This window comes from Thermoanaerobacterium sp. CMT5567-10, assembly GCF_030534315.2.
Taxonomy (GTDB): domain Bacteria; phylum Bacillota; class Thermoanaerobacteria; order Thermoanaerobacterales; family Thermoanaerobacteraceae; genus Thermoanaerobacterium.
This window is the reverse complement of sequence record NZ_CP130558.2, coordinates 2,910,969-2,932,007: the sequence shown is the minus strand read 5'-3', so window position 1 is coordinate 2,932,007 and position 21,039 is coordinate 2,910,969. Positions and strand designations below refer to the sequence as shown.

At 34.9% G+C, this 21,039-nt stretch carries 22 protein-coding genes; 4 read left to right on the top strand and 18 right to left on the bottom strand.

The features are described from left to right. Positions 1 to 8: 8 nt before the first annotated feature. From Q2T46_RS14970 to Q2T46_RS14955, 4 genes are read right to left on the bottom strand one after another with little or no spacing between them, the layout of a single operon-like run. Positions 9 to 422, bottom strand: a complete 414-nt coding sequence (locus Q2T46_RS14970) for a M67 family metallopeptidase (RefSeq protein WP_303264836.1) — start codon at positions 420 to 422, stop codon at positions 9 to 11. Beyond that, a complete protein-coding gene (locus Q2T46_RS14965) occupies positions 419 to 1,240 on the bottom strand; it encodes a molybdopterin-synthase adenylyltransferase MoeB (RefSeq protein ID WP_303264837.1) in 822 nt (273 codons plus the stop codon). The genes Q2T46_RS14970 and Q2T46_RS14965 overlap by 4 nt, the downstream gene beginning before the upstream one ends. Continuing rightward, positions 1,237 to 1,446, bottom strand: a complete 210-nt coding sequence (thiS, locus tag Q2T46_RS14960; protein ID WP_303264838.1) for a sulfur carrier protein ThiS — start codon at positions 1,444 to 1,446, stop codon at positions 1,237 to 1,239. Before thiS ends, Q2T46_RS14965 begins: the two co-directional genes overlap by 4 nt. Positions 1,447 to 1,458: 12 nt before the next feature. Beyond that, positions 1,459 to 2,331 (bottom strand): 4Fe-4S binding protein, encoded by an 873-nt coding sequence (locus tag Q2T46_RS14955; RefSeq protein WP_303264839.1) that lies wholly within the window; start codon positions 2,329 to 2,331, stop codon positions 1,459 to 1,461. Between the two features lie 191 nt (positions 2,332 to 2,522). On the opposite strand from Q2T46_RS14955, the gene hemB reads away from it, so the two are divergent. From hemB to hemL, 3 genes are read left to right on the top strand one after another with little or no spacing between them, the layout of a single operon-like run. Continuing rightward, complete coding sequence (gene hemB, locus Q2T46_RS14950) at positions 2,523 to 3,497, top strand: porphobilinogen synthase (protein WP_303264840.1); 975 nt, start codon at positions 2,523 to 2,525, stop codon at positions 3,495 to 3,497. After that, on the top strand, positions 3,479 to 4,063 hold the full coding sequence (locus Q2T46_RS14945; protein ID WP_303264841.1) for a bifunctional precorrin-2 dehydrogenase/sirohydrochlorin ferrochelatase: 585 nt from the start codon (positions 3,479 to 3,481) through the stop codon (positions 4,061 to 4,063). The genes hemB and Q2T46_RS14945 overlap by 19 nt, the downstream gene beginning before the upstream one ends. Further along, positions 4,060 to 5,352 (top strand): glutamate-1-semialdehyde 2,1-aminomutase, encoded by a 1,293-nt coding sequence (gene hemL, locus Q2T46_RS14940; protein ID WP_399387614.1) that lies wholly within the window; start codon positions 4,060 to 4,062, stop codon positions 5,350 to 5,352. The genes Q2T46_RS14945 and hemL overlap by 4 nt, the downstream gene beginning before the upstream one ends. Before the next feature lie 34 nt (positions 5,353 to 5,386). On the opposite strand, the gene cobA is transcribed toward hemL, so the two are convergent. The 9 genes from cobA to Q2T46_RS14895 all read right to left on the bottom strand — a co-directional run bounded on the left by cobA (position 5,387) and on the right by Q2T46_RS14895 (position 15,594). Beyond that, on the bottom strand, positions 5,387 to 6,877 hold the full coding sequence (cobA, locus tag Q2T46_RS14935; RefSeq protein WP_303264842.1) for a uroporphyrinogen-III C-methyltransferase: 1,491 nt from the start codon (positions 6,875 to 6,877) through the stop codon (positions 5,387 to 5,389). Then, complete coding sequence (gene hemC / locus Q2T46_RS14930) at positions 6,877 to 7,770, bottom strand: hydroxymethylbilane synthase (protein ID WP_303264843.1); 894 nt, start codon at positions 7,768 to 7,770, stop codon at positions 6,877 to 6,879. Before hemC ends, cobA begins: the two co-directional genes overlap by 1 nt. After that, complete coding sequence (gene hemA, locus Q2T46_RS14925) at positions 7,767 to 9,005, bottom strand: glutamyl-tRNA reductase (RefSeq protein WP_303264844.1); 1,239 nt, start codon at positions 9,003 to 9,005, stop codon at positions 7,767 to 7,769. The genes hemC and hemA overlap by 4 nt, the downstream gene beginning before the upstream one ends. 198 nt (positions 9,006 to 9,203) lie before the next feature. Then, positions 9,204 to 10,001, bottom strand: coding sequence for an ABC transporter ATP-binding protein (locus Q2T46_RS14920; RefSeq protein WP_303264845.1), 798 nt, complete (start codon positions 9,999 to 10,001; stop codon positions 9,204 to 9,206). Continuing rightward, positions 9,976 to 10,998: an ABC transporter ATP-binding protein gene (locus tag Q2T46_RS14915; protein WP_303264846.1), complete on the bottom strand. Its 1,023-nt coding sequence runs from the start codon at positions 10,996 to 10,998 to the stop codon at positions 9,976 to 9,978. The genes Q2T46_RS14920 and Q2T46_RS14915 overlap by 26 nt, the downstream gene beginning before the upstream one ends. A gap of 5 nt (positions 10,999 to 11,003) precedes the next feature. Continuing rightward, positions 11,004 to 11,840 (bottom strand): ABC transporter permease, encoded by an 837-nt coding sequence (locus Q2T46_RS14910; protein WP_303264847.1) that lies wholly within the window; start codon positions 11,838 to 11,840, stop codon positions 11,004 to 11,006. A gap of 6 nt (positions 11,841 to 11,846) precedes the next feature. After that, the gene (locus tag Q2T46_RS14905) at positions 11,847 to 12,851 is read right to left on the bottom strand and encodes an ABC transporter permease (RefSeq protein ID WP_303264848.1); all 1,005 of its coding nucleotides are present in this window, start codon (positions 12,849 to 12,851) and stop codon (positions 11,847 to 11,849) included. Between the two features lie 20 nt (positions 12,852 to 12,871). After that, positions 12,872 to 14,677: an ABC transporter substrate-binding protein gene (locus Q2T46_RS14900; RefSeq protein WP_303264849.1), complete on the bottom strand. Its 1,806-nt coding sequence runs from the start codon at positions 14,675 to 14,677 to the stop codon at positions 12,872 to 12,874. Between the two features lie 623 nt (positions 14,678 to 15,300). Next, the gene (locus Q2T46_RS14895; RefSeq protein WP_303264850.1) at positions 15,301 to 15,594 is read right to left on the bottom strand and encodes a helix-turn-helix domain-containing protein; all 294 of its coding nucleotides are present in this window, start codon (positions 15,592 to 15,594) and stop codon (positions 15,301 to 15,303) included. 183 nt (positions 15,595 to 15,777) lie between these two features. Between Q2T46_RS14895 and Q2T46_RS14890 the strand changes: the two genes are divergently transcribed. Continuing rightward, positions 15,778 to 16,158 (top strand): helix-turn-helix domain-containing protein, encoded by a 381-nt coding sequence (locus Q2T46_RS14890; RefSeq protein ID WP_303264851.1) that lies wholly within the window; start codon positions 15,778 to 15,780, stop codon positions 16,156 to 16,158. A gap of 502 nt (positions 16,159 to 16,660) precedes the next feature. Here Q2T46_RS14890 and Q2T46_RS14885 read toward each other — a convergent pair. The 5 genes from Q2T46_RS14885 to amrA all read right to left on the bottom strand — a co-directional run bounded on the left by Q2T46_RS14885 (position 16,661) and on the right by amrA (position 20,764). Beyond that, positions 16,661 to 17,092: a hypothetical protein gene (locus Q2T46_RS14885; protein WP_303264852.1), complete on the bottom strand. Its 432-nt coding sequence runs from the start codon at positions 17,090 to 17,092 to the stop codon at positions 16,661 to 16,663. Positions 17,093 to 17,094: 2 nt separating this feature from the next. Continuing rightward, positions 17,095 to 17,682, bottom strand: a complete 588-nt coding sequence (locus Q2T46_RS14880; RefSeq protein WP_303264853.1) for a DUF2812 domain-containing protein — start codon at positions 17,680 to 17,682, stop codon at positions 17,095 to 17,097. A 5-nt stretch (positions 17,683 to 17,687) separates the two neighbouring features. Continuing rightward, entirely contained in the window at positions 17,688 to 18,008 is a 321-nt protein-coding gene (locus tag Q2T46_RS14875) for a PadR family transcriptional regulator (RefSeq protein ID WP_303264854.1), read from the bottom strand. Between the two features lie 372 nt (positions 18,009 to 18,380). Next, the gene (gene amrS / locus Q2T46_RS14870) at positions 18,381 to 19,361 is read right to left on the bottom strand and encodes an AmmeMemoRadiSam system radical SAM enzyme (protein WP_303264855.1); all 981 of its coding nucleotides are present in this window, start codon (positions 19,359 to 19,361) and stop codon (positions 18,381 to 18,383) included. Continuing rightward, complete coding sequence (gene amrA / locus Q2T46_RS14865) at positions 19,358 to 20,764, bottom strand: AmmeMemoRadiSam system protein A (protein ID WP_303264856.1); 1,407 nt, start codon at positions 20,762 to 20,764, stop codon at positions 19,358 to 19,360. The genes amrS and amrA overlap by 4 nt, the downstream gene beginning before the upstream one ends. Between the last annotated feature and the right edge of the window lie 275 nt (positions 20,765 to 21,039).

Here is a 21,039-nt window from a genome sequence, read left to right as displayed (position 1 = left end):
CACATTTTTTAATCTTCAATTAAAATATCTTCTTCATAGCTATTTCCATACTCAATTATGAAACTCTTTAAGACAGGGTTTTCTTTGTCCATCAGTGACAATATTAAATAGCTAAGTTTACTATCAAATGCCAGTCTTTTGTCCTCTTCTGACGGCCTTGCCGGTGATTGGGGGTGACTGTGGAAATTCCCGATAAGCGTAAATTTGTTTTCTCTGAAATACTTCAAAGCCTCAAATTGTTCTTTCGGATCCATCGAGAAGTGCTCAGGACTTCTATCTATATTAGTCAGCAAACGAACTTCCTTTACAAATTTCTTTTCACCATCTACTATTCCTGCAAGTAAACCACATGCTTCAATAGGGCTTTCTTTCTTTGCATGATCTAATATTTTTTCATAATCATTCCTTGACAGTATTATCATTTGTGAGCCTCCTTAAGATCGCACTGCGGCTTTGCATAATCTATCAACTCTTTTATTGAAGGATGGATACCACAAACTTGACAGCTTTTTCTCTTCGATATTTTTATTTTCCTAAATTCCATTTTTAACGCATCAAATGTCAATAAATAACCTGTTAAAAGTTCACCAACTCCAAGTATATATTTTAATGCTTCTGTCGCCTGAATCGTACCAATTATTCCACCCATGACTCCAAGCACTCCTGCCTGTTTACATGTAGGAACGGCATCCTTCGGCGGCGGATCTTGAAAAACACATCTATAACACGGTCCTTCACCTGGTACATATGTCATTGTTTGACCTTCAAATCTTATTATTCCGGCATGTGAGAAAGGTTTCTTCATAAACACACAAGCATCATTTATTAAGAATTTTGCCGGGAAATTATCCGTACCATCAATTATAAAGTCATAATCTTTATCATTTATGATATCAATTATGTTTTTAGAGCTTATCCATTCATGATATGTTACTACATTTACATCAGGATTCATCTCATTGATTGTCTCTTTACCAGATATAACTTTATCTTTGCCAATGTCCTTAGTTCTATGAATTATTTGTCTTTGAAGGTTCGATAAATCCACCTTATCATAATCTACTAATCCTATTGTTCCAACACCTGCTGCCGCAAGGTACATAGCTGCTGGTGCTCCAAGGCCACCTGTCCCTACTATCAAAACCTTTGAATTTAATATTTTTTGCTGCCCCTTTGCACCAACTTCTTTTAGTATAATATGACGTGAATACCTTTCTAACTGTTCATTAGAAAAATTCATCTACCTCCTCCTCCCATGTAATAAAGGAATTCCACTATATCTCCGTCTTTTACAGTTATTTTATCAAAATCATCTCTTGACAATATTTCATCGTTAAGCTGAACCGTTACATATTCTTTCATTTTAACATTTAATACATCTAACAATTCTTTTACAGTATACTCTCTGTCAATTTTTTGATCATTGCCATTTACTTTGATATTCATAAGTTGCACCCCTCACTTTATATTTTTATCTTCTAAAATTTCTTTTTTGAAATTTTCAAGTCCAATTCTATTTATTGTGTCATAAAGCCTTTCTTTGCTGATGCCATTGCTTTTGTAAAAATTCATTGTCTTCTCAATAATATTTGGTATTTTTTCTACATCAACAAGGTCCGCAATATGGTACCCAAAGTTGTACCTTTTGCCAAACTTGCCGCCCACAAAGACTGCTACGCCGCTTCTTTTTTTCTTCCACGCATCCATTGGGCACACTCTAATGCATGAACCGCAATAAATACATTTATCATCGTCTCTTCTGGCTAAATTGTCTTTAATCGTAATTGCTTTCACGTCACAGACGTCTGCGCACAGTCCGCAACCTGTGCATAGATCTTCATTAAGTTCAGGCTCTACCTGCCCTTGAAATCCGATATCGTTAAATTGAGGCTTCGTACAATTATTAGGGCAGCCTGAAATTCCCATTTTGAATTTATGAGGGAAACCAGGTGTTGGAAAGAACTCGTCATCGAGTTTTTTTGCTAAACCTTGCGTATCAATTAATCCATATGGGCAAACAGTACCTTTGCAGGCTACAATCGGTCTTACTCTTGGTCCACAGCCAGCCATTGCAAGTCCAATTCTCTCAACTTCTTCTTTTACCTCTTGCAATTTAGAGTAGTGAACCCATGGAATCTCTATCCCCAGCCTTACTGTAAATGTGACATATCCTCTGCCGTATTTTTCAGCAAGTTCAGATACTTTTCTCATCTGTTCAGCGGTAATATTGCCTGCGACTACTCTTATTCTTATTGAATAGTAATCTTTTTGCTTTTGTTTAATGAATCCACCATCTTTTAATGTCTTTATTAAATCATCATTGAAAATCATTTTATCCTCCTTTAATTCATAGTAAATTGATATGAATTTGTGGATTTCTTTTTTATAATTTAACACATCGTTTTATTAATGTCAATCACATTTTATTTGAATTGTTAAACATGATTTTGAAAAATTAGTCATGTACATTAAACAAAAAGTGATATAATAATTTATAAATAAATATTTAGTGAGGTGTCGCTATGGAATTACTAAAAAGGCCAAGAAGGCTTAGAGCAAATGAAGTTATAAGAAGAATGGTAAAGGAAACGTCTATAAGCGTAGATGATTTGATATATCCTATGTTTGTTGTACCTGGAGAAAACATAAAAGAAGAAATTAGTGCAATGCCTGGAGTCTATCGTTATTCTGTAGACAAGCTTATAAATGAGGTCAAAGAAGTACATAATTTGAAAATACCTGCCGTTCTGCTTTTTGGCATACCATCAAAGAAAGATGAATTAGGTTCTGAAGCATATGATGATGATGGGATCGTACAAAAAGCTGTAAAATCTATAAAGGAGTCAATTCCGCAAATGATTGTCATAACTGATGTATGCATGTGCGAGTATACAAGCCACGGGCATTGTGGAATTGTAAGAGATGGCTATGTACAAAATGACGAGACAGTTTCATACATAGCAAAAATAGCATTGTCACACGTCAAGGCAGGTGCAGACATCGTGGCTCCATCAGACATGATGGATGGACGTGTAAAAGCAATAAGAGATATCTTAGATGAAAATGGTTATGTAAACACGCCAATAATATCTTACAGCGCTAAATATGCCTCGTCATTCTATGGCCCTTTCAGAGAAGCAGCCAATTCAGCACCACAATTTGGAGATAGGAAGTCATACCAAATGGATCCTGCAAACTCTGACGAAGCTTTAAGAGAAATTTCACTTGACATAGACGAAGGTGCTGACATAATAATGGTTAAACCTGCACTGCCGTATCTTGATATAATAAGAAGAGCAAAAGACACATTCAATATCCCAATTGCTGCTTACAACGTAAGCGGTGAATACTCAATGATAAAAGCCGCATCTCAGATGGGCTATATAGACGAAAAATCTACAGTTTTAGAATCTTTGACAGGAATAAAAAGAGCAGGGGCCGATATCATAATAACGTACTTTGCTAAGGATGTTGCAAAATGGCTTACTATCCTATAATGTTAAACATCAAAAATAAAAAATGCCTTGTAATTGGTGGTGGTAATGTAGCATATAGAAAGATATTGTCTTTACTTGAATTTGGTGGCACTGTTACAGCTATAGCACCCAAATTCATCAAAGATATTTGGGAACTGTCTAAAAACAGCAAAATAGAATTAATAGATCGAAAATACCAAAAGAACGACGTTCAAAATTACAATTTAGTAATTGTTGCAACCAATGACAAAATGCTTAACAAAGAAATATCAAAAGAATGCATAGATAACAATATACCTGTAAATGTCGTTGATGATAAAGAGCTTTCAACATTTATAACCCCGTCTGTTATAAGGAGAGGTGATCTTACTATATCAATATCAACAAATGGCAAAAGTCCCTTATTGTCAAGAAGAATAAGGGAAATGCTTGAGAATTTAATAACAGACGAATTCGGTAGTCTAATATCCGAACTAAGCAGCACAAGAGATAAACTTAAGTCATCGTCTATGTCGCTTGATGAAAAAATCAAATTATACGATGATATAATAAGAAAAAGCAATCTTTTAAAAAGGGATGATAAATGATGAATCACGAAATATCGAAAAAACTTTTTGATAAAGCTAAAAAACTTATGCCTGGCGGTGTAAATAGTCCTGTAAGAGCGTTTAAATCTGTTGGAATAAATCCACCATATATAAAAAGAGGATATGGCAGCCATATAGAAGATGTAGATGGAAATACGTATATAGATTATGTTCTCTCGTGGGGCCCACTTATACTAGGTCATTGTAATCCTCGCATAGTCAATGCTTTAAAAAATCAGTTGGAAAATGGCACAAGTTTCGGAGCTTGCACTGAAATAGAAGTCAAATTAGCCGAAAAAATAAAAAGCGCTGTTCCATCAGTTGAAGTCATAAGGATGGTAAATTCGGGCACCGAGGCTACAATGAGCGCTATACGGTTAGCTCGTGGATACACTGGAAGGGATATCATAGTGAAATTTGAAGGATGCTACCACGGCCATTCCGATGGTCTTCTCATTAAGGCAGGATCCGGTGCTCTTACATTTGGAACACCTGATTCAAAAGGTGTAACAAATGAAACAGCTAAAAACACGATAATAGCAAAGTATAATGACAGTGATTTGATAGTCGAGATATTTAAAAAATACGGAGAAAATATCGCCGCGGTTATTGTTGAGCCAGTGGCAGGAAACATGGGAACTATTCCGCCAAAAGAGGGATTTTTAAAGACTTTGCGAGAAATTACAAAATCATATGGTTCACTTCTCATATTTGACGAGGTTATGACTGGATTTAGAGTATCTTTTTCATGTGCTCAAGGACTATACGGTATTAATCCGGATATAACCACATTCGGAAAAATTATTGGAGGTGGCTTGCCTGTTGGTGCTTATGGTGGAAGAGAGGATATTATGAGGATGATCTCCCCCGACGGCCCTGTTTATCAAGCAGGTACATTATCTGGCAATCCACTAGCAATGGTGGCCGGTCACGAAACATTGAATGTATTATCAGAAGACCCTTCTATCTATGATGAATTGGATAAAAAAGCTGACAGACTGTGCAGAGGTTTGAAGAATAGCATGGAACAAAATGGAATAGATGTTAAAATAAATCGCGTCGGTACAATGATGTGCATGTTTTTTAGTGACTGCGATGTCTACGACTTTAAAACAGCCACTAAATCAAATACAGATATGTTTGCAAAATATTTCAATGCCATGTTAAAGAGAGGTATATATATGCCGCCATCTCAGTATGAAACTTTTTTCTTATCCACTTCACATACAGATGAAGATATTGATAAGACCATTGAAGCCAGCTTTGAAACGGCAAAAGAAATTTTGTGATAATAAATACGCATTAAAGCGCGAAGATATGCATTTATGCTTCGCGCTTTAATATCTCTTTAATCAAGTTTTCAAATGTGTAAGTATTTGGCATAATATCTACTTTATAACCCGCTCTTTCGATATTATCCTTCGTCACAGGTCCTATTGCAGCTATTTTTACATTTTTTAAGAAAGATATATCATCTCCTAATATTAAAGACATGTATTTAAATGTTGATGTGCTTGTAAATATTGCTATATCAATACCTTTTTTAATCTCATTCGTTAATTTATCTTTTATTTCATAATTTGGGGTATTTTTATACGCCACAATCTTATCTAAAAAGGCGATATCTTTGAGATTGTCTATAAGCATATCGCCACCTATGTCAGAAGTCAAAATCGCCACACTTTTCCCTTTTGCATAACTCTTAAGCTTACCAGCTAAAGCTATAGAAGTATATTCATCAGGCACAACCTCTGGATATATATACATTTTATTTAGAGCCTCACATGTCTTACTGCCTATCGCTGCAATCCTTACTCCATTCAATTTTCTTAAATCAAATTTCTTTAAATTGATAGTTTCTTTAAAGACGTTGACGCCATTTACACTTGTGAAAATGAGATAATCGTATTTTTCAATATTATCAATAAGTCTTGATACATTATCTACTTCCGGAATTATCTTTATAGTTGGGCATATGACGACATCTGCCCCACTATCTTTTAAATCATCCGCGGTATTCATAGCTAAGTCGTATGTCCTTGTTAAAAGGACTCTCTTTCCAAAAAGTCGTTTCTTTTCGAACCATTCAAGCTTTTCACTCATATTTACAACTTTTCCAATGGCTATTATTGCTGGATTGTGCATACCTTCATTGCGGGACTTTTTTGCAATATCTGATAAAGTGCCCTTTACCACCTTTTGATGCGGCGTTGTCCCATTCATTATTACAGCAGCAGGAATATCTTTAGACATACCATTTTCAATCAGTTTATTTACTATAAATTCGATGTTCTTCATACCCATCAAAAATACAAGAGTACCATTAAGTTTAGCAATCACTTCCCAGTCGAGATTTTCAGTTTTACCGTCAGATTCATGACCTGTTATAACATGAAATGATGAACTTAAATTCCTGTGTGTAATAGGAATACCTGCATAAGACAAAACAGCTATAGCAGAAGTGATTCCCGGAATCACTTCAAACGATATGCCCTTATCGTAAAGACACTCCCCTTCTTCACCACCTCTTCCAAATACAAATGGATCGCCGCCTTTTAATCGCACTACCAACTTGCCATCTATAGCCTTTTCAGCAATAATCTCATTTATTCTCCATTGCGGCACTTTATGTGAATCAGGCATCTTTCCAACATCTATAAGCTCAGCACCATCTTTAGCCATTGCAAGTATGCCGTCATTTATCAACCTGTCATATACAATCACATCTGCTTTTTTTATTACTTCAATTGCCTTTAATGTAATAAGACCTACATCACCAGGTCCCGCACCTATTAAATAAACAAAGCCTGCCATTATATACCTCCAATTTTTTCAACTAGTCTATCACCTATTTTACCTATATCCTTCATTAATCCTGTTTCTTTACCTTTTAGAAGTTTCCCATCTTTATAATATGATACTCTCACCGTAATTAAATCATCATTCCCATTTCTTTTATATTCTGAATATATTCCCAATGGTATCTTGCAATTTCCGCCAAACCTCTTCATTATTTTTCTTTCAGCAGACGACTCAAAAAAAGTCTTTGCATCAAGTAGCATTGGATAAATTTCAAAAAATTCTTCTTCAAAATCCCTCCTAATCTCTACAGCCAGTATTCCCTGACACGGTGCCGGAACAATCAAATCTACTGGAAAATAATCCTTTATCATGTCTTCAAGGCCAAGCCGTTTTATCCCAGATGCTGCTAATACTATACCATCTAAGTTTAGCTCATGCATTTTCTTTATTCGCGTGGCAATATTACCCCTTATGGGTACTATCTCAATATCTGGCCTCAAATTCTTAAGCTGAACACTTCGCCTTAAACTACTTGTACCTATTCTTGCACTTTCTCTTAAATCAATAAATCTTTCATTCTTTGAAATAAAAACGTCACGTGGATCTTCTCTTCTATATACAGATAAAAGCTTAAGGTTATTAGGTACTTCGTAAGGCATATCTTTCATGCTGTGAACAGCCATGTCAATCACATTATTAATCAATGCATCTTCAATTTCTTTAACAAAAAGGCCCTTGCCTCCTATCTCGCTTAAAGGTGCATTTAATGCACTATCACCTTTTGTACTTATCTTTACTATTTCAAATTCTATATCTGGTTTATATTTCTTTATTTCATTGACAACTATAAGTGTCTGAGTTAAAGCAAGTTCGCTTGATCTAGTCCCAACTCTAATCTTTTTCATATATTTTCCTCTCTTCGATCGTCATTAAAGGATATATCGTCATTCATCAAAACATCTTTCTTTATCTGTGATATCATCATATTCGCCATCTTGTCTGCAACTCTTTTTAAAGATATCCTAATATTTTCCTTATCTTTATCTGTTGCACCCTCAAGTTTGTTTGCCAATCTATCAAATTCTATATCGCATATGTTGTGTGAATAAATGTATATCTTTTTAATGTATGGTTCAATCTTTATCGTCTTAAACCAATCATTGAACTCCGCTTTTTTATCGCAGATCACTTTCTCAATATCTTTAATAACATCAATACGCTTTTTTCTATTTTCTTCAGCAGTTTTTCTAAGATCATCTATTGTATATAAGCTTAGGCCATCAATTTCTGCAATTTTAGGATCTATGTCTCTCGGAAGCGCAATATCAACTATGCAAATCCGTTTTCCATCATAAACATTTTTAAATTTGTCATAGCAAACAGTATAGTGTGGTGCATTCGTAGCGCTTATCACTATATCGCTTTTTGCAATTTGTTCATACTTATCTTCATATGGCACAACATCTATTTCAGGTATCTCCTCTTTTAGACATTGTGCCTTTGTATGGGTTCTGTTTGAGACACACACGTTGACACCTTTTGCAATAAGATTTTTTATAGCGATTTTCCCCATTTCACCTGTCCCGATAACAAAAGCATTTTTACCTTTTATATCTTTAAATACATCTTCTATAAACTTAACAGCAATATGACTTATAGACGATGAAAAATTTTTTATACCCGTATCTGTGCGGACCTTTTTCCCGAGAGTGATGGCATCCCTAAAAAGTTTATTTAATATTTTGCCAGATCCTTTATTAATTTGTGAAATGTTTAGTGCATCTTTCACTTGTCCCAATATCTGGTCTTCACCGACAACCATCGACTCTAACCCACACGCAACTCTAAAAATGTGTTCCACGACTTTTATGCCAGATATACCATAAAGATAATTTTTAAAGTCATCTTCTAACTTAAAATGCTCTACATAAAATTTTTTTATCTCCTCAAGACCTATGCTCTCTGAATAAAAGTATACTTCACTCCTATGGCATGTTGATAATATAACTATTTCATCAAGCCCATCATTTTTTAATTTTTGGAGCACATCAGCTATATCTGTATTAAAAGATACCTTCTCTCTAATTTCAATAGATATACTTTGATCAATTCCAACCATCTTTATGTTATTTATATCCATGTAAATCAACTTCTTTCGTAATTAATTATCGTTTAATCATAATTTTAGCATAAAACCATCTATTTTTTAAAGCAGATATAATGTGTCATTAAAAAAATAATGCTATCTAAAAAATGATAGCATAAAGTATAATCACGTGCAAAACAATTTATGAATATAAAGAAGAAAATTCAAAGAAATATTTTTCATGTCTAAACTTTATAATGCCCACCGGCTCTCTATTTTAGGGACATCACCTATTAGATGTTTAGTATACTCTTCTGTTGGATTTAAAATCACATCGTCAGGAAAGCCTTCTTCCACAAATCGTCCTTCTTTCATGACGTATATTTTGTCAGACACATAGTAAGCAAGGCCAATGTCATGCGTTATAAACACAACTGTTGTCCCTATTTCATCTTTCAATTTCATTAATGCGTCTAGTATACTAGCTCTAGAACAAGCATCAATCATTGAGGTAGGCTCATCAGCAATGACAAGTCTTGGACGTATCAATAATACACGCGCTATCATAAGCCTCTGCATTTGACCACCAGAAAGTTCAAAAGGATACTTATTATATATCTCTTCAAATCTTAAATTCACAAAATTGCATGCTTCTTCAATCTTTTTGTACTTCTCATCTTTTTTTAGCTTGATATTAAGAAGCTTTATACAGTCCAACAATACATTGTCAACTTTTTTAAATATGTTAAAAGATGAAAAAGGATCTTGAAAAATTGGCTGTACATTTCTCCAATACTCTATTCGTTTCTCTCTGGTCTTCAATTCTATAGGTCTATCTCTGAAGATAATTTCACCACTGGTTGGGCTAAGCAATCCTAATATCATTTTAGCTAATGTGGTCTTCCCACTTCCACTCTCACCAACGATGGATATTATTTCACCACTTTTAAATTCAAAATTAACATGGTCGACGGCAATAGTTTTTTTCTTTTTATTTGAAAATATCTTTGTTACATCTTTTCCACTAAGTAGTAGCTCGTTTCTTGCCATCTTCATACATCTCCTTAAGCTCGTCTACTTGCAATACACACCTATAACTTCTGTTATTTACATATTTCACACTAACCTCACTAATTTTACATTCATCTTTTGCAAATAAACACCGATCAAAAAATCTACATCCATCCAATTTATATTTTAGATTAGGAGGAGCACCGGGAATAACCGTCAGCTTTTTCCCTTTTATACCCTTTTCTGGCACAATTATTGAATTCATCAATCCATTAGAATAAGGATGAATTGGATCAAAAATAACTTCATCTGCTTCTCCTGATTCAACAATCTCACCTGCATACATAACCATAATGTCATCAGCTATATTGTATAAAAGAGGCAATTCATGTGTTATAAAAACCATCGCCTTTATAAATCCTCTCTTTATCAAATCTTTTAAGAGCTTTATCACTATTTTTTGAGACGTAACATCCAGTGCTGATGTCGGCTCATCTGCAATGAGAATCTTTGGATTTAATATTGTAGAAATAGCTATGACTGTTCTCTGCTTCATTCCGCCAGAAAGTTCAATCGGATATTTCTGAAGAACATCTTTTGGCAAATTAAGTGTCTCGAACCTATCTTCGGCTATTTTTCTTATCTCTTTCTTTGTAATGCCAGATATATGTTCTTCCATCACATCTTCAATCAAGTTTATAATCCTTTGAGTAGGATTTAGTGCATTCATCGCTGCTTGAGGTATATACGCTATTTCCTTTCCAAGTATCTCTTTTCTTAGCTGATTGTACGGAATTTTCGTTATATCAATTCCAGACATATTTACAATACCGCTCTCATAAAAAAGAGGAGGATAATAATATCCCATAACGCTCATAGCTAGTGTAGATTTGCCGCATCCTGACTCTCCTGCTATACCCAAGCACTTGCCATCTTCTAAATCAAATGATACATCATCAACTGCAGTAATCTTTTCATTAAATCTTGTCTTATAGACGCTTTTTAAATTTTTAACTTCTAATAATTTTTCAGCCATAATTATTAACTCCTTATTTGTGGATTAAAAATTTGATCAAGACCTGTGTTCATCAAATTTAGCGAAAAAGTAATCAGCGCAATCATTAAAACAGGCGGTACAAAAGCCCACCATGCACCACTCATATGTGCTTCATACATTGTAGCCCAGTTTAACATAAGCCCCAGTGTTACCGTATTTTGAGGTCCAAGCCCCAGCATCGATATGGTGGCTTCTGAAAGAATTCCTGATGCAACTTGAAGTATAAATGCCATACCAACATATGATGCTATATATGGCAATATTTCAGTTGCAATAATCTTTGGTATACTATAGCCTGAAACTTTTGCAAGGTTTACATGATCCCGATTCCGCAATGATATCGTTTGTGCTCTGACAGCTCTTGCAGTCCAAGGCCAGCTAGTGAAACCAATTACTAGGGCAGTAGTTAAATACGATCTGGAACTAATACTGACAGATATTAATACCAATATAATAAAAGATGGTATGACGAGAAATATATTTGTAATTGATGACAGTACATCATCAACTAAACCACCTATATATCCACCAAAAAGTCCCAGAATAAGCCCTACACCCGTGGCAATTCCTCCAGCCAAGATTCCTATAATTAGCGATGTCTTGCCACCAGCTATTAATTCTACTAATTCATTTCTCCCAAAATTGTCAGCACCTAGTGGTAAATTAGGGCCAGGTTTTTGAAACATTGTATAATTCATTTTTAAAGGATCTTCCTTATTCACAATTGGAAAAATAATCACACTCAATAACAATAAAACAAAAATTATAAATCCCAGCCTAAATTTACTTGACTTGAAAATAATACTGAAATTATTTTTCATATCTCATCACTCCTGTTGTGCAACTTTAATTCTAGGATCTATCAAACCATAAACTATATCTATAACAAAATTAGCTATCAAAACGCCTGTAGTGATTAAAAGGGTACATCCTGATATAAGAGGAAAATCCTGTGCAGCAATGGCGTTAAAAAGCACTGAGCCTAAACCAGGATAGCTAAAAACGATCTCTGTAATAAGTGCACCTCCTACCATTGTACCTAAAGAAAGTGCTAGTCCGGTTATTTGCGGAAGTACTGCATTTTTGAAAACATATCTCACTATTTTTGAATCCTTAAGACCTAATAATCGACAATACTTGACATAATCTGCATTTAATTCATATATAGACATCTCTCTCATACCAAGAGACTGACCACCAATTCCTACCAAAACTATGGACCAAAATGGAAGTTGATAATGTTGTAATACTGAAAGAAAGAATGATAATGTAGGACTTGGAATCATGTCAAATGCATATCCACCACTGGCTGGAGCAATTTTTAATGCGACAGCAAATAGCCACACTAGGACTATAGCAAACCCGAATGATGGTATACAACTTATAAATAGAAAAACTGGAAATAAGACTTTGTCAAAGCCCTTCTTTATGTAAGCTGCTAGAACCCCTAAAACATTGCCAAGAATCCAGCTTACAATAATTGCAGGCAGTTGAAGTCCTATTGTCCACATGATTGAACTTGCCAATATATCTGTTACCTTTCGCGGATACTGTCCAAAAGAAGTGCCCATATTTCCATGTAAAAGATTGGAAACGTATATTAAAAATTGTTCCCAGATAGGCTTGTTTAATCCAAATTCTTTCTCAAATGTCTCATAAACTCGTTTAATCGAATTTGTATCTGCCATTCCGCTGGTGATTTTTGAAACAATGGTTGATACCGGGTTCCCCGGTATCAACCTTGGCAAAAGGAAATTCAGAAATAAAGCTACTACAAAAGTTAGGACGTACCAAGCAATTTTACTTGTCATATATTTTCTATAGCTTTTCACTTTAAACTCTCCTCTATTTTTTATTTAGAAGAATGAATTTTATATAAAGCTGCTATTCCATAGCCGTCCATACATATATTTGGAGGAATATTCGTTCCATCGCCTTCAACAGGGAATCCGCTCCAAACAGAAGTATTAACGGTGTAGAAGTCAGCCGGCCTGTACATCAAGCCAATCATTGGAACCTCTTTTAAGTAAATCTCATTAAGCTTTGTCCACGCGTCTTTCAATTGCGTTTCATCTGTTATGTTTGGAATCTGATTTAGCAAAGTATCTACTTCAGAGTTTTTATAGCGGCCATAGTTGAAATAAGCTGTCTGACCTATAGGAGCATACCCATTTGAGCTCATTCCCTGATATGCACGTGCCCAAGGAGAAGATATTCCTATACCTTGATATGAGTACATGCCCATATCAAAATTACCTGTCTGCATATCATTGTTCCAAACAGACTGTTGTGGAAAATATGTTTGAACGTTTATTCCTATTTCTTTGCAAGACGATGCTACAATTTCAAGTGCTGCATTCCAGTCAGACCATCCAGTTGGACACTCAACTTTAAACGACAATTTCTGTCCGTTTAACACTCTTATTCCGTCTGGTCCTTTCTTAGCACCAATGGAATCCAGCAATGCATTGGCACCATCAATATCATGGGACTTCCATTGAAGAGGTGCTAATTGACTTTGATCTACAAGTTTTTGCTCTGAATCAAGAGGCAGCATCAATGATGGTGACATCGTTCCTGAATAGCCACTCATGGCATTCTTCGCAATCTTATCGTAATCTATAGCCATTGCTATTGCACGACGCACATTTGCATTGTCAAGTCCAGGCTTTGTAACATTTATAACCAGCCAAGGTATAACTCCCGGCATATAGTATGGAGGTTTTGATAAATATGTTTTTATATTTGGTCCAAAAGTCTGAATATTCGGTGTAAATTGCTGTGAAACGTCTACCTGATTTTGCCTTAAAGCAGTATCACCGGCAGCATTATCTTTAAATATATTGTGAACTATATATTTTGGTGCCGGCAATTTGCCCCACATGGAAGGTGCCTTGCCCCAATAATTGTCGTCTCTTATCAAGACAACTTTTGTATTGTCATAATAGAAAACTTTGTATGGACCTGATGCCACAGGATTTTCATTTACTTCACTTGATATTTTACTAAAATCATTATTGTCTTTTTCTTCTATCTTTGTCCAAACATGTTTAGGCAAAATGTAAACTGATTCTAGTGCTTCCTCCACCATCAATGGATTTTTATTGTCGCTTTTTAATTTAAATTCCACAGTTGTATCGTCCTTTGCAGTAACGCTATCAAGGTAATTCCAGTTGCTGGACCACGAAACAGGATATTTTTTGCCTAACTCAAAAGTATACACGACATCACCTGCCGTAACTTTTTGTCCATCGTTCCACTTTGCATCTGGATTTAATGTTACTGTACATACAGTATTATCAGATGAAAATGCATATGATTTTCCTAAAAGTGGATACATCTTTCCATCAAGTTGATTGTACATAAACAATGTTTCAAATGTAAGCTCTCTGGCAATACTTGTTGCTGACAATGGAAGTGACGTCTGGCTGGGGCTTAAAGGATTAAATGTCGTAGGAGGTCCCCACTGCAAACCACTTATATAAAGCGTCTCATTTCTTGGCGTAGCTTCACCAGGTTTTACAGAAGTTTCCGTTGTTGTCGTGATCTTGTTGTTTTCAGAAGTTTTGTTGGAATTAGAATTGTTGCTACAGCCAACGATAAGCAGTGATATCATTAAAAAAACCAGTATCATGCTTATGAACTTTTTAAATTTCATAAAAATCCTTCTTTCCCTTTTTGTTTTTAATTTTTCCTGCCCTCTCCACTGCAAAGAAAACTTTTAGCTACCCATACATGTCAAAGAATTTTAAATCATAAAATATAAGCACCTCCCCTTTTTATAGATACTTTAGGAATTATGTTTATGCTTATTTTGATTTTGGGATATACTTTATATTCTCCCAAAAGTTGATTCAACTAAAAGAATGTTTTTGTATAAGTTTAAAATTAATCCTTTTCATAACTAATAAACTCATCTATTCTCAATATCAACTTATTCAATTTCATTAAAAAAATTCATCTATCAATATATTTTTTCTATTGTGTGCAACACCCCAACACCCCTGCATAGTCAATGGTTCAGCTCCCTGGCAAAGGAAAACATCTGAGTTTACTTCAAGGAACTCGACAATGGTCGATAACAATTACGCCTTTGACTAGCATAGGGATCACCTTTGTTCTTTGATAACCTATAGAGGTCGACACAAATCTGCGCAGCCTGTTTTTGTGGCTTTTGGGCATTACGCGCAGTCGATGTAGTTGTGGATTTTGGCAAAGCAAATGACATTCAGATGCTTAAAGTTTTTGCCGCATACATAGCAATGAGAGATAGGCGTCTTGTTATTTCCAAGGCATCACATCCTTTGATGAATTACTAATTAACGACCTTGGAGTTAGTCCCTTCTTCATCATCACATTTGAGTTCCATTTTGTTACTCCAAGGGCATCAAAAAAAACATCCAGTGACACCCCCAGTATATCTGCCATTGCCTTTGCTGCTTTCAATGACGGCACCCGTGTTCCATTTTCTACTTGTGTATAAAAAGCCCGTGTTACACCTGCTGCCTGGGCAACATCTTTCTGTATTAAACCTTTGGAAATTCGAATTTCAGCAAGTTTACTATATTGTTTCAATTTATCCACCTCCCTAAGTTCCAATTCGTAACTTACTATTACTTTAATTATAAGTAACAAAATGTAACTTGTCAAGTCTTATTGGTACACTTTTCAATAGAAAAGTTCCTCATTGTTACTTAATGTTGCTGTAGGTAACCTATGTGGGTATAATTAACATATAGAGCATGTTGTCAGAAAGGAGTGTTTAAAATCATTTTTAATAGAGAGGGTTTTCCGGAAAGGCTTCGTAGGCTCCGAGAGGAAAAAGGACTTCTTCAACGGGAACTTGCAGAAAAATTAAATCTTTCACGTGTTGCAATAACACATTATGAACAAGGAAAAAGATTCCCTGAATGGGGTACTTTGCAAAAAATGGCCGATCTTTTTAATGTATCCGTTGATTATCTCCTTGGCCGAACTGAGCATAGGCACAACCATACTGCCGATGCCAAAGATAAAACAGAGACCATAGCTACCCACAAAACAGATGATCCAATGTCAGAACTTCCAGATGAAGCTAAAAAAGCCCTCGAAGAATTCAAGGAATTCATCTTAAGGAAGTACGGTAAAGGAAAGGAATAATCATATTACTCTTGCTGCTTAAAATAGCAAGCAAGCACGGGATTGTCGTGGAATGACTTCCAGCCGTCATTAGAGACTGTTTATTGTCTTTTCCTTGTTGCCTTCGGTTATTCTGGCAATGGTTATTTTTGAAAGCAGAGCACATTTTTGCTGCCTGCACATTAGCACAGAGCTATAACACCATTTCATCAGTACAGGCAACTCCATTCCCATGACGCTGTTACAGAAATAAAAGATACCGTAAGCAGGCCTGAAAAATGAATTGGTAAGATAAGCAAGAAAAATATCAAATAAATATAGTGTTTAACAGCTATTAGAAGAAGTGAGAAAACAGATTATATAATGAATTAGATTGATAATAAGTATATGTAGTTAGAAATTAATAATATATTAAGAACGTCAATATAGTTTTAAATGTTTGCAAAAATATGAGATTACTTAATTTTAATAGGATAATATCTATTTTTAATTTCCCAGTGAATTAACACTACTTTGCCAATAATTAGGGATTGGTGAATTTGGCATTATGCTTTTCTATCGAAAAACTACCACGATGCCCCTCCGCAATTACAGTTGCCCTTACAGCACCAGTTGCGGTAACACTATATGAAGACGTTTGTATATTTTCTTTGTGAAAATACGTTGTTCCATCTGCACCTTTTATTAGTAAACTGATATTTCCTGCATCAGTTTTAACATTTATATCTAAGTAGCATTCCTCATCTCCTAAGTGCAAAATCTTGCTTAGCTTTCCAGTGAGCATATAGTAGTGGGCACCCCAGTTGCTTTCACCCTTGTTCTCAAAAAAGAGAACTTTCACATATGAACCAAATGAAGCAAGTCCGGTAAATTGCATAATCGCCGCAAGAGCAATAACAGCAACTAATGTAATAATAAGCTTTTTGCCATTAAATGATTTATTTATGTTTTGCATAGTCACCACTCCCTTATCTTAGCATTACGGCTGATTTTAATAATTTCAGATTGATACGCGGTGATTGGAATAAGGACGAGCACCCCGCCAATGCCCCAAACGATGGAACGTTGTACACAGCCCAAAATTACAAACAATAAAAGAAACCAAAGCCAAGCGTTTCTCAAAGATTTGCAGTATTTCAACTTATCCTCATAGGAAGTATGCAATTCAAATTCCTTACCATCGTTTTTTTTCTCAACAATAAGCAATTCACGGTCAAACGTTGTTGAATTTGTTGCTATTCGCCCACCTTTTTCAGCCCATGGGCGATAACGTAATTTTCCAATTGAATAATTCAAATTGATGTTTTTGAAAAATACTTTATAACCCAAATCCTCTAAGAAATTGCAATAATCTGTTACGTCCTCTTTTGATTTATGACCTATGAACTCAATCCGATATTCAAATTGTCCCGGCACGCATTCTTCGAATTCATAAAGTAGTTTACCAGTGCGGACTAATCGATAACCTTTTTTCGCCATTTTGTTCAGCCAATTTTCCTGCGCTGATAATAAACCATCATAAAAGCGATGATACTTTTTACTCATAAAGTTTACCCCTCCCCAATAATTTCAGTTGCGACCTGAATAAGTTCTTGCAGTCGTACAAGTTCTTTCTTTGCAATTTCCTTGCCTGCTTTTGTGATTAAATACTCTTTCTTTCTTCCCTCATTATCCCCGTGAAAAGCAATCCATCCCTTTTTTTGCAAAGCATTCAATGCTCCATAGAGTGTTCCTGCTCCTAAAGAAAGCCGTCCTGCTGTTTTTTCTTCAATAAACTGCATAATAGCATATCCATGCCTTGGTGTATACAGGGAAAGCAAAATGTAAAAAGTCACTTCTGTTAGCGCACCGCCTTTCACGTTATCTCTCAATCTTACACCTCCAAGTTAGTTCGCTTACTATAATTATTATATCAGTAACCGTAATAAAATTCAATAGCTTTTAACGATATTTTAAAATTGCAATATGGAACCACCATTCCTGCACTTCATCCCTTATTCAGGTAAACTCCCGGTATGTATTTTCACGTTTGGCGGCAAGCTCGGAACGATGGTTCTCGTTATAATTGCTATATTTTTATCAGATTCCGATGTTAATAATTTTTTATTTAATTTTTGTTAACCAATTTAATTTTATTTTGGAATTAAAAACGAGTTACAATAAGTTATATTATTCGACAAAAATCTATTGTAACTCGTTTTTTTATTTAAATTATCTCTTGAATTGTTTTGCATAAAGTTTCTTTATATCAAACCATAAAAGCTTTTCCCACATTTACCGCATTTATTATCTTCTATTCCTACAACGTGTACATAGCCACTTCTTTTAATCAAAAGATGTCCGCAATTAGGACAATAAGTATTGTTATCGAATCCGGATACATTCCCTAAATATACATAATTTAGATACTTTTTTGCAATGGCATAAATATCTTCAAGCACTTTTATTGGTGTTTCTGGATTTTTCATTTTATATCGAGGAAAATACTTAGAAAAATGTATAGGGATATCTTTGTTTATGCTTGATGTCCATTTGCAAAGTTCTTCAATTTCAGTATAATCGTCATTTTCTCCTGTCACCACCAATGTGGTTATTTCTACATGACAGTTTAACACAGCTTCTTCAACAACTTTCAAAACGCTTTCCAGATTTCCATGACATATTTTTTTATAATATTCATTAGAAAAAGCTTTTACGTCTATATTAACTGCATCAATATATTGCAAGAGCTCTTTTAAAGGATCGATATTTATATATCCATTTGTTACAAGCACATTCTTAAGACCTTCCTTATGTGAAATTTTTGCAGAATCTAACACATATTCATACCAGATTGATGGTTCATTATAGGTATATGCAATTCCTACATTTCCTTGCTGTTTTTTTGCGATTTCTACCAATTTACTTGGCGATAGGTATTCCCCCTCTAACCTTTGTTGAGATATCTCCCAGTTTTGACAAAATAAACACCTAAGATTACAACCATACGTACCTGCAGATAGTATATGACTGCCGGGCATGAAATGATATAGAGGTTTCTTTTCTATCGGATCCACAGCAAGAGATGTGATTCTACCATAATTTTCAGTATATAACTTGCCACCTTCATTTTTTCTAGCACGACAAAAGCCATATTTCCCATCACTTATTATACAATTTTGCGGACATAATAAGCAGTGTACACTGTCGTTGTCTATCTTTTCATAATAGAGTGCTTCTTTCATTTATGCCTCACAACCTCGAATCTTTCAATAGTGTATTTTTCATCTGGTGCAATGCCAGCTTTTCTAAGCGCAATAGATATCTGCTGATCAACTGTATCAACGCCCTCAAGGTCTGGCAAAAGCAATCCACTTTTATAACCGCTTTTTACGATTACACCGTACTTTTTTGCATCCAGATCGTCTTTTGATTTTACAGGCTCAGGTTTTGTCAAAACGTCAACTGAGTAAACTATATCGTCAAGTTCATCTATCTCGACAGGATAGAACCTCGGATCTTCTGTACCAGCGCTTACTGCATTTCTTATGATTTCCTCTGCTATATTATTCTTTAAAGGATATACAGTGCCTATGCAGCCCCTCAATTCACCATCTTTATGGAGCGATACAAATACACCTGCTTTCTTTTCTTTCATTTCATCTGGCAGATTATCCGGAACATCCATTATACTGTTATTTTTCAAATAATACTCAAGGCTTTCTCTCGCTAGCTTCACATAAACATCTTCTGATTTCCTTATATTGTCTATCCTTTCCCTTTTCAGCCTATATAGTTCATCTAATAAACCTATACCTGTATAACTTTCGGGAATGAATTCAGCTACGCCGTATCCAACGCCAAAAGGACCTTCATGTGATAAAATATTTGCCTTGACTTTGTAACCATCCAGCACACCCAACATGACGCAAACAGATCTAAACCCACATTCCGCAGCATCTTCTATCAATGTTTTATCCATGTTGATTATTTCTTTTACTTTCATGTCTCTTAGCAAATTTAATAGTGTTTCATCAAAAATCTTTCCATTCGGTGTATACCCATTAGGGCTATTTGGCGTTAATTTGTGTGATAAATCACCACTTGCAATAAATACCACATTTCTATTGCTTTCTCTGATGGACTTCCCTATTTGAACGCCAAAATTATATAAATCTTCAAATGACAAAAATCCATATGACATTCTTATAAGTTCAAAAGTTTTGAAATGTTTTTTTACAAAATATAATGGAACGATGCATCCATGGTCAAGTTTCTTTGAAAGCTTAAATCTGTTTATCATTTTGTCATCTATCTTTGCTACAGGAATTTTTTCATTTTCTGCTTTTTTAACTATGTCATCCGCTAATGGCAAATCGCTTTGAAACCCCATCTTTACGCTGTAAGCACCAAATTGTCCTAAATCGCCTTCTACTGTTTCTCTCAAATCAATTGAAACAGCATCACTGAAGACATATGCATGTGGCGAGATAATAATTATTGTATCTGGTTTTTGATTTTCTATATTGCGAGATACTCTCTCAAGAGAATCTATTGTCATTTGTATTTTATGTTCTTCCCCATGTCCCACCTCATGTACTATAATAGGTGGATGTGGCATTAAATATGTTGACAATAATTTACCCATATTATTACCTCCATATTGGCTATAATTACCTTTCAAGTATATATTATACCGCAAATAATATATTTTAAAGTTTTTTCTTATGAAAATTATCAATTTAGTTAACAGAGATTTCGCATTTAAAAATTTTCAGAATGATAAACACGTTGATTTATACAATTTAACGAAGAGCCGCTAGAAATATCTGATTTTCCGTTTTTTACTGGAAACTAAAGAAAAATATGCAAAAAGCAGCAAAGGACTAGAACCTTTGCTGCTTCAATTTTAATTAACAATAA